11 protein-coding genes and 1 pseudogene are annotated in these 8,652 nt (G+C 66.9%); 2 read left to right on the top strand and 10 right to left on the bottom strand.

The window, feature by feature from the left end; genetic code table 11:
• Both JMF86_RS10350 and JMF86_RS35375 read left to right on the top strand, forming a co-directional pair.
• A partial coding sequence (locus JMF86_RS10350) for a winged helix domain-containing protein (RefSeq protein ID WP_305790728.1) occupies window positions 1–472 on the top strand: 472 nt, incomplete at its 5' end.
• A gap of 56 nt (window positions 473–528) precedes the next feature.
• A pseudogene (locus JMF86_RS35375) lies at window positions 529–775 on the top strand (hypothetical protein).
• Here JMF86_RS35375 and JMF86_RS10355 read toward each other — a convergent pair.
• The 10 genes from JMF86_RS10355 to JMF86_RS10400 form a co-directional block, all read right to left on the bottom strand.
• Entirely contained in the window at window positions 776–979 is a 204-nt protein-coding gene (locus JMF86_RS10355) for a hypothetical protein (RefSeq protein ID WP_006487056.1), read from the bottom strand. It abuts the pseudogene before it with no gap.
• Window positions 980–1,081: 102 nt separating this feature from the next.
• Window positions 1,082–1,858 (bottom strand): MBL fold metallo-hydrolase, encoded by a 777-nt coding sequence (locus JMF86_RS10360; RefSeq protein WP_011549482.1) that lies wholly within the window; start codon window positions 1,856–1,858, stop codon window positions 1,082–1,084.
• A gap of 4 nt (window positions 1,859–1,862) precedes the next feature.
• The gene (gene bamC, locus JMF86_RS10365; RefSeq protein ID WP_006478417.1) at window positions 1,863–3,008 is read right to left on the bottom strand and encodes an outer membrane protein assembly factor BamC; all 1,146 of its coding nucleotides are present in this window, start codon (window positions 3,006–3,008) and stop codon (window positions 1,863–1,865) included.
• Between the two features lie 111 nt (window positions 3,009–3,119).
• Entirely contained in the window at window positions 3,120–4,022 is a 903-nt protein-coding gene (gene dapA, locus JMF86_RS10370) for a 4-hydroxy-tetrahydrodipicolinate synthase (protein WP_012328805.1), read from the bottom strand.
• 46 nt (window positions 4,023–4,068) lie between these two features.
• The gene (locus JMF86_RS10375) at window positions 4,069–4,671 is read right to left on the bottom strand and encodes a bifunctional 2-polyprenyl-6-hydroxyphenol methylase/3-demethylubiquinol 3-O-methyltransferase UbiG (RefSeq protein WP_200093647.1); all 603 of its coding nucleotides are present in this window, start codon (window positions 4,669–4,671) and stop codon (window positions 4,069–4,071) included.
• A gap of 8 nt (window positions 4,672–4,679) precedes the next feature.
• Entirely contained in the window at window positions 4,680–5,882 is a 1,203-nt protein-coding gene (locus JMF86_RS10380; RefSeq protein WP_012328807.1) for a tryptophan--tRNA ligase, read from the bottom strand.
• Between the two features lie 8 nt (window positions 5,883–5,890).
• Window positions 5,891–6,553 carry a site-2 protease family protein gene (locus JMF86_RS10385; RefSeq protein ID WP_011549479.1) on the bottom strand — a complete coding sequence of 221 codons (663 nt, stop codon included), beginning with the start codon at window positions 6,551–6,553 and terminating at the stop codon, window positions 5,891–5,893.
• A 47-nt stretch (window positions 6,554–6,600) separates the two neighbouring features.
• Complete coding sequence (locus tag JMF86_RS10390; RefSeq protein ID WP_006487045.1) at window positions 6,601–7,233, bottom strand: L-threonylcarbamoyladenylate synthase; 633 nt, start codon at window positions 7,231–7,233, stop codon at window positions 6,601–6,603.
• Between the two features lie 72 nt (window positions 7,234–7,305).
• Window positions 7,306–8,136 carry a 3',5'-nucleoside bisphosphate phosphatase gene (locus tag JMF86_RS10395; RefSeq protein WP_027805809.1) on the bottom strand — a complete coding sequence of 277 codons (831 nt, stop codon included), beginning with the start codon at window positions 8,134–8,136 and terminating at the stop codon, window positions 7,306–7,308.
• 82 nt (window positions 8,137–8,218) lie between these two features.
• Window positions 8,219–8,652, bottom strand: a 434-nt coding sequence (locus JMF86_RS10400) for an alpha/beta fold hydrolase (RefSeq protein WP_374039652.1), incomplete at its 5' end; no start/stop codon positions are given.

Genomic DNA, 8,652 nt, shown 5'->3' on the forward strand with positions numbered 1-8,652 from the left:
GCGCGACGCGGGGGGCGACGATCTCTACCGCGATCCGAAGCAGCCGGCCGTCGATGCGCCCGCGCAACTGCCGCCGGCGATGGTCGAACGCGTGGCCGAGATCGTCGACGCGATCCGCTGGCGCAAGCGCGACGTCGCCGAATTCCTCGGCTGCTATCTGAGCGAGCCCAAATCGAACGTCGTTTTCGACCCGCCCGAGCGCCCGCTGTCCGAGGCCGCATTCGTCACGCAAGCGTCACGCCGTGGCGTGCGTCTCGACAGAAGGGCCGCATTGATGTATAACGCGCGCTCGTACTTCATTAATGGCGAGGAAGGACCGCTCGAGGAAGCCGAGGAATGGCTGCCCGAACTGGCCAATCAACGCCAGATGGAGGCGAAACGGTTTGTAACACTATCCCGGGTTCCCTCGATGACAGCCTTGTTGCACGAGTGGTATCGTGCGGGCTGGATACGGGTCGGAAACCGGAATTAGTGTGAGTCGCCCCGTATGCCCGTACAGATCAAATTCTGTATGGGAAAGACAACGTATTGACCCCGCATTTGTCGACGGTCGATAGGAAAGTGCATATAATTTCCGCCCAAGCCGTAGGGAAGATTCACGCTCTAAGAAGTGCATCTCCACCAGCGGCCCAGGTCGGTGTTGGAGCACATTACCGGTATTGTTTCGCGCTGTTGCTTACCTTTAACCATAAAAGGACGTGATCATGAAGAAATCCCTCCTCGTAGCTTCCCTGTTGGCTGCTGTTGCACTGGCTGCTTGCAACAAGAGCGCTGATCAAGCTGCTTCGTCGGCTGCAAGCGACGCGGCTGCTGCTGCTTCGTCGGCTGCTTCGGCAGTTGCTGGTGCTGCGAGCGACGCTTCGGCTGCTGCTTCGTCGGCAACGGCTGCTGCGAGCGACGCTGCTGCTGCAGTGGCGTCGGCTGCTTCGGCAGCGACGGCTGCTCCGGCTTCGGGCGCAAGCCAGTAAGCCTTCAGCATCAGCTGAAAAAAACCGGCCCGAGGGCCGGTTTTTTTACGTCTGCCGCTTTCGAATCGAGCGCCCGGCAGCCGCTTCGGGCCGCCGCAGCAGCCCCGCTCCGCTCATCCGAGCATCAGCCAGTCGAAGCCCGCGTCCTGCGAGGCCACGACCACGTCTTCGCCGTCCGTCCCAAGTACGCCGCCAAACGCCTGGCGGGCCAGTTCCGGCAGATTGTTCTGCTGGCTCAGATGGGCCGCGACCAGGTGCTGGAGACGGCTGCGTTCCAGCGACGCGAGGATGTCGGCCGCGGCGGCATTGCTCAGGTGGCCGTGGTTGCCGCCGATCCGCGCCTTCAGCGACTGCGGATAGCGGCTGGCGGCCAGCATCGCAGTATCGTGATTGGATTCGAGCACCAGCGCGTCACAGCCGCTCAGGACGGCCGTGATGTGCGGCGTGGCCATCCCGACGTCCGTCAGCACGCCGAGCCGGCGGTTTCCGTCCATGAAGACGAACTGGAGCGGTTCCCGCGCGTCGTGGGGAACCGTATAGGGCATCACGGCGAGATCGCCTATCGCGGCCGTCTCGTCGCCCCACAGCACGTGGAGATCGACATCGGCCTCGTCCGCGCCGACCGCGCGCGCGGTGCCCCAGCTCATGTAGAGCGGCAACGACGCGCGGCGCGCAAGCGTCAGCGCGCTGCCGACGTGGTCGCTGTGTTCGTGGGTGATGAGGATCGCATCGAGATCGGCGATGCAGAGATTCAGTCGGCCGAGCCGGCGCTCGACCTCCTTGGCAGAAAAGCCGCAGTCGAGCAGCACGCGGGTGGTCGTCGTGCCGCTGGAGGCCTCGACGACCAGCGCGTTGCCTTCGCTGCCGCTTCCGAGGCTGGCGAATCGCACGCGCTCAGTTCAGCTGCGCGTGCAGCAGCGAAATGAGCCGCTGCGCGTCCGACGAGTTGTCGACCTGGCCGTTCGCGCCGACCACCGCGACCTGCGTGCCGCCGTTGCCCTGCGCGCGCACGTTGATCAGGTATTCCTTGCCCGGCTTGGCTGCCGACGGGCCGCCGTAGAACAGCTTGCCGAACAGGCCGTCACGCTTGAGCTCTTCCATCGAATTCGCATAGCGCACGGTGTACATGCCCTTCTCGCGGTCGCGATTGTCGACCGTGAAGTTGGTCCGGTCGAGCGCCAGGCCCACGCGCAGCCATGCGCGGTCGAACGACTCGGCCAGTTGCAGCGTCGCGGCGCCGCCGCTCGTGTCGCTGACCTGCGCCGGCGCCGTCGCGGGGCGCGCATCGGTCAGCAACTGCTTCGCCTGCGCGTCGGTCAGGCCGAACTTCTGCATCAGCTTCGACAGGAACACGGCTTCGAGCACCGGATTGCGCGGACGCTCCTCCCAGCGCGACGACGTGCCGCCCTGCGGGCCGACCATCATTTCTTCCATCGCGCTGTGCGTGATCGAGATGTCGGTGTTGCCGTCGGACGTACGGTTCACGAGCGTGCGGAAGCGGTCGCGCGTGCCCGACGAATAGGCGAAATCGATGACCCGGCCGATCGTGCGGCGGAACCAGTCGTCCGGAATGTTCGCGCGGTTCTCGGCCCAGTCGGTGGCCATGATGCCCGTCGACGGCGCATCGGTCTTCAGCGAGAAGCCGTTTTCCTGCCAGAATTCCTTCAGGATCGGCCACAGCTGCTCGGGCGTCCGGCCGTCGACGACGAGCCAGCGGCGATCGCCGTCGCGCTCGATGTGCATGCCGAGCGGATCCTGCGCACTCGGAATGCCGTCGGTCGCGTTGCCGGCCTGCGTCGTGGCCCGCGGCGGCAGCGTGCCGAGCCCGGCGTTGGTCGGCGGCGCGACGAACTGCTGCGTCGTCTGCACCGGCTTCAGGTCGCTCGGCACCGCGAGCGGCGGCGCCGAGCCGGTGTTCTTGTAATTGACCCGGTCAGGGGCCAGGTAGTCGTTCAGCGTATCGCAGCCAGCGAGCGCGCCCAGCGCCAGCGCCACCACCGACAACTGGATGGCGCGAGAGGAAAAGGCGAAACGTTTCATGAAATCCTTCGTCTTGCTAGAACGCTCGTCAGGAGCGGCGCCGGACGGAGCCGGCCGGTGCGGGTTGATCAGGGGTCGAGCCGGCGGCCGCAGGACGCGGCCGCCTCGGCATCAGAGGACGCCGGCCTCGACGAGGGCCGAACGCACGGCATCGTGGCAGCGCTCGTCGAGCGCCGTGAGCGGCAGCCGGATGCCGCCCTGCATCTTGCCCATCGTCTGCAGCGCCCACTTCACCGGGATCGGGTTCGCTTCGATGAACAGGTTCTTGTGCAGCGACAGCAGCTTCATGTGCAGCGCGCGGGCCGTCTGCACGTCGCCGGCCAGCGCCGCGCGGCACAGCTCGCTCATCGCGCGCGGCGCGACGTTCGCGGTCACCGAGATGTTGCCGTGGCCGCCGAGCAGCATCAGCGCGATCGCGGTCGGATCGTCGCCGCTGTAGATCGCGAAATGCTTCGGTGCGGCCTTGATCAGGTGCGCGGCGCGATCGATGTTGCCGGTCGCTTCCTTCACGCCGATGATGCCCGGGACTTCCGCGAGGCGCAGCGTCGTCTCGTGCGTCATGTCCGCGACCGTCCGGCCCGGCACGTTGTACAGGATCACAGGCAGGTCGACCGCTTCGGCGATCGTCCGGAAGTGGCGGTACATGCCTTCCTGCGTCGGCTTGTTGTAGTACGGCACGACCTGCAGCGTCGCGTCCGCGCCGACGGCTTTCGCGTGCTTCGTCAGCTCGATCGCCTCGGCGGTCGAATTGCCGCCCGCGCCCGCGATAATCGGGATGCGTTTCGCCGCATGCTCGACCGCCGTGCGGATCATCAGGATGTGCTCTTCGACGCTGAGCGTTGCCGACTCGCCGCTCGTACCGACGACGACGAGCGCATCGGTGCCTTCCGCGATGTGCCAGTCGACCAGTTTGCGAAACGCCGGCAGGTCGAGACTGCCGTCTTCGAGCATCGGGGTGACGATCGCGGGGATGCTGCCGCGGATTTGAATGCCGTCTTGGGTGCCGTTAGCCATGAAACGCGATTGATTGTGTACCGGTAAACGTTGAGATTGTAGCGGATTAGCCGGGCAGTTCGTAACGTGGAATTCCCGCCCCCGCCTTCGGGGTCGCGCCCTCGCGCACTGCGCAGAGACGCTGGACGAATGCCTCGCGCGGCGCGGCCACGAAACCGTCCTCGTACGCGACCACCCGCAGGCGGCCGTGCACCGCGTCCAGCAACTCGCCCGGGGCGAGCAGGAACGCGGGGTTGGACGGTTTTCCGACCGTTTCGTTTCCTTGCGCGAAAGTTTCGTAAATCAGCACGCCGCCCGGCGCCACGGCATCGAGCAGATGGGGCCAGAGCGGGCGATGCAGGTAATTCGTGACGATCACGGCCGCAAACCGCTCGCCGGCCGGCAGCGGCCATGGCGCGCCTTCGAGATCGGCCGCGCGGGCGTCGACGCCGGGAATCGCGCGCAACGCGGCCAGCGCGGCCGGGTCACGGTCGAGCGCGACGACCGGATGCCCGCGCGACGCGAACCAGCCCGCGTGGCGACCGCCGCCCGCGGCGACGTCCAGCACCGCCCCGCCGGCCGGCACGAACCGCGCCCATTGCGCGACCCAGCGCGACGGCTCGGCCTGGCCGACGTGGCCGCCCGCGGCGGCGATGACGGATTCGCTCATGCGCCGGATCAGTTGTACGACAGGCCCATCGCGTCGCGCACGTCGCGCATCGTTTCCGTCGCGTACTTGCGCGCCTTGTCGCAACCGTCCGCGACGATCGCGCGCAGCAGCGACGGATCGTCCATGTACTTCTGCGCGCGCTCGAGCATCGGCTGCTGTTCGCGCAGGATGCCTTCGACGACCGGCTGCTTGCAGTCGAGGCACCCGATACCCGCCGAGCGGCAGCCCTTCTGCACCCATTCGTGCGTCGCTTCGTCCGTGTAGACCTGATGAAGCTGCCACACCGGGCACTTGTCGGGATCGCCCGGATCGGTGCGGCGCACGCGTGCGGGATCGGTCGGCATCGTGCGGACCTTCTTCGTGATCGTGTCGGCGTCTTCACGCAGGCCGATCGTGTTGCCGTACGACTTGGACATCTTCTGCCCGTCGAGGCCCGGCATCCGCGACGCTTCGGTCAGCAGCGCCTGCGGCTCGACCAGGATGATCTTGCGCGCGCCTTCGAGATAGCCGAACAGGCGCTCGCGGTCGCTCATCGACAGGCTTTGCGATTCCTGCAGCATCGCACGCGCCTGTTCGAGCGCCTCGTCGTCGCCTTCCTGCTGATACGCGTTGCGCAGCTCGTGATAGAGCTTCGCGCGCTTGCCGCCGAGCTTCTTCGCGGCCTCGAGCGCCTTCTCCTCGAAACCGGGCTCGCGGCCGTACAGGTAGTTGAAGCGGCGCGCGATCTCGCGCGTCATCTCGACGTGCGGCACCTGATCCTCGCCGACCGGCACCAGCGAGCCGCGATACAGCAGGATGTCGGCCGCCATCAGCACCGGGTAGCCGAGGAAGCCGTAGGTGGACAGATCCTTGTCCTTCAGCTTCTCCATCTGCTCCTTGTAGGTCGGCACGCGCTCGAGCCAGCCGAGCGGCGTGCTCATGCCGAGCAGCAGCGCGAGTTCCGCGTGCTCGGGCACCTTGCTCTGGATGAACAGCGTCGCCTGCGCCGGATCGATGCCGGACGCGAGCCAGTCGATCAGCACGTCCCACACGTTCTTCTCGATGACCTCGGGCGTCTCGTAGTGCGTCGTCAGCGCATGCCAGTCGACGACACAGAAGAAGCACGGGTACTCGGACTGCAGCTTCACCCAGTTTTTCAGCACGCCGTGGTAATGACCGAGGTGCAGCGACCCGGTGGGTCGCATGCCGGAGAAAATACGTTCTGGGAACATGATTGTCGTTAGAAAAGCGAGGCGAAGGGAGACAGGATGGCGCTCAGGACGGCGTAGCCGACATTAACGAGCGGACGCAGCCAGAAGTTCGTCAGCACGCCCGTCGTGACGAGCACGAGGACGATGATGAAACCGTACGGCTCGATGCGCGACAGCGCGATCGATTGTCGGGTCGGCAGCAGCGCCGCTAGGATGCGGCCGCCGTCGAGCGGCGGCAGCGGAAACAGGTTCAGCACGCCGAGCACGAGGTTCGCGCTGACGCCGGCGAACGCCATCCGCGTGAAGAACGGCTCGTCGACGCCGACGGCCGGCAGCACCAGGGTCAGCAGGCCCCAGACGAGCGCCTGCACGAAGTTGCAGGCCGGGCCCGCGAGCGCGACCCACAGGCTGCCCCAGCGCGGATTGCGCAGGTTGCCGAACGACACCGGCACCGGCTTCGCATAGCCGAACAGGAATGCGCCGCCGGTCAGGAAGTACATCGCGAGCGGAATCGCGATCGTGCCGAGCGGGTCGATGTGGCGCATCGGATTGAACGACACGCGCCCCATCGCGTAGGCGGTGTTGTCGCCGAGCAGGCGCGCGGCGTAGCCATGCGCGGCCTCGTGCAGCGTGATCGCGAAGATCACGGGCAGCGCGTAGACGGCGATGGTCTGTATCAGGGAAGCATCCATATCGCGTTATTGTAACAAGCGCACTCGCGCAAAAATGACACCGCGGGTCATGCGGCCGAGAGTCCGAACGGTTCGAGCGCGCCGCGCCCCGCACGGATGAGTTCGGGCGCATCGCCGGTCAGGTCGATCACCGTCGACGGCTCGCGCGGGCACGCGCCGCCGTCGATCACGAGGTCGACCTGTTTCTCGAGCCGCGTGCGGATTTCCTCGGGATCGTTCAGCGGTTCGTCGTCCGGCGGCAGGATCAGCGTCGTGCCGAGCAGCGGCTGGCCGAGCGACTCCAGCAGCGCGAGCGTGATCGCGTGATCCGGCACGCGCAGCCCGATCGTCTTGCGCGACGGGTGCGACAGCCGGCGCGGCACTTCCTTCGTCGCCTGCAGGATGAACACGTACGGGCCCGGCGTCACCGACTTGATCTGCCGGTACTGGCGGTTGTCGACCATCGCGAAGTTGGCGAGCTCCGACAGGTCGCGCACGAGCAGCGACAGGTGCTGCTTCTCGTCGAGGCCGCGAATCCGCCGCACGCGCTCGACCGCATCCTTGTCGTCGAGATGGCACGCGAGCGCATAGCTCGAATCGGTCGGCATCGCGATCACGCCGCCCTTGCTGACGATCTCCACCGCCTGCTTGATCAGGCGCGGCTGCGGATTATCCGGATGAATCCTGAAGAACTGGGACATGGGGACACGTAAAGAGGGAGAAGTCGGATGTGCGCATCGGCGGCAACACGGGCGGCCCGAAGCCGCCCGGCGTCAGAGCCAGCGCTCCCAGACCGGTGTCAGGTCGGGCGGCAACGGCGGCAGGCTGCCGAGCTCGATGCGGCCCTCGCCCGGTGCGTGGAAATCCGAGCCGCGCGACACTTCGAAGCCGAAGCGGCGCGCAACGTCCGCGTATTCGCGGTACTGGTCGGGCGTGTGACTGCCCGTGATGACCTCGATCGCGCGGCCGCCGAGATCGATGAACTCGCCGAAGAACGCGTCGAATTCGACCGGCGTATAGCGATAGCGGCCCGGATGCGCGACCACCGCTTCGCCGCCTGCCGCGCGAATCCAGCCAACCGCGTCGGACAGGGACGCCCAGCGGTGCGGGACGAAGCCGGGCTTGCCGTCGCCGAGCAGGCGATCGAATACGTCCGACGTCGATTCGGCGTGGCCGTTCTCGACGAGAAAACGCGCGAAGTGCGTGCGCGAGATCAGGTCGGGATTCGATACGTATTTGAGTGCACCTTCGTACGCGCCGGGGATGCCGAGCGTCGCGAGTTGCTCCGCGATCGCCACCGCGCGCGCCGCACGGCCGTGGCGCGTGCGATACAGGCCGTCGACCAGCGCCGGATGGGCGGGATCGATGTTCAGACCGACGATGTGCACGGTGCGCGATGCCCACGTGACCGAAATCTCGACGCCGCTCAGGTAGCGCATGCCGAGCGCTTCCGCCTCGCTGCGCGCCGCCGCCTGGCCGCCGATCTCGTCATGGTCGGTCAGCGCCCACAGGGTCACCCCGCCCGCATGCGCGCGGCGCGCGACGTCGGCAGGCGACAGCAACCCGTCGGAAACATTGGAATGGCAGTGGAGATCGGCGTTCATTGTCGGCATGGCAGGTAAGGCCTCATTCTACTGCAACGCGGCAATTGCGCCGCCCGCCTGCCGTGCCGCCCGTGCCACGCGCCTACGCGCAGAACGCCTCGATCAACGCCGCGATCTGCTCGGGCTGGTCGTGATGCACCATGTGGCCGGCATCCTCGATGAGCTTCTCGCGCCAGTCGGGGAACGCGTTGAAGCGCGCCTTGAATTCGGGCAGCGGGATGTCGCCGGCCAGGTGCGCGAGCGTCGGAGAATTGACGGCCTCGACGTGCAGCACCTTTGCGCGCACCTGCTTCCAGGTCGCCATCACTTCGTCGAGCCGGTACAGCAGCGGGCCCGGCATCTTGTGCGCCGGATCGGCGAGCAGATGGTAGAGGCCGTCGTCGCCGCGTTTCGACCAGTGCGCGGCCAGAAACGCGGCGCGGCGCGGGTCGAGCCGCGGATTGGTCTTGATCAGGCGCGCCGCCACGTCGTCGAGGGACGCGTACGGCCGCAGCGCGGGCGGCTCGCGCAGCTCGT

This window comes from Burkholderia sp. E168m15 (assembly GCF_016586105.1).
GTDB lineage: Bacteria > Pseudomonadota > Gammaproteobacteria > Burkholderiales > Burkholderiaceae > Burkholderia > Burkholderia orbicola.

Excerpts from the sequence above, each read along its gene's own strand:
- JMF86_RS10380 (WP_012328807.1), bottom strand. The coding sequence starts at position 5,882 with ATGTTCCCAGAACGTATTTTCTCCGGCATGCGACCCACCGGGTCGCTG.
- JMF86_RS10395 (WP_027805809.1), bottom strand. The coding sequence starts at position 8,136 with ATGAACGCCGATCTCCACTGCCATTCCAATGTTTCCGACGGGTTGCTG.
- bamC (WP_006478417.1), bottom strand. The coding sequence starts at position 3,008 with ATGAAACGTTTCGCCTTTTCCTCTCGCGCCATCCAGTTGTCGGTGGTG.
- dapA (WP_012328805.1), bottom strand. The coding sequence starts at position 4,022 with ATGGCTAACGGCACCCAAGACGGCATTCAAATCCGCGGCAGCATCCCC.
- JMF86_RS10390 (WP_006487045.1), bottom strand. The coding sequence starts at position 7,233 with ATGTCCCAGTTCTTCAGGATTCATCCGGATAATCCGCAGCCGCGCCTG.
- JMF86_RS10355 (WP_006487056.1), bottom strand. The coding sequence starts at position 979 with ATGCTGAAGGCTTACTGGCTTGCGCCCGAAGCCGGAGCAGCCGTCGCT.
- JMF86_RS10375 (WP_200093647.1), bottom strand. The coding sequence starts at position 4,671 with ATGAGCGAATCCGTCATCGCCGCCGCGGGCGGCCACGTCGGCCAGGCC.
- JMF86_RS10385 (WP_011549479.1), bottom strand. The coding sequence starts at position 6,553 with ATGGATGCTTCCCTGATACAGACCATCGCCGTCTACGCGCTGCCCGTG.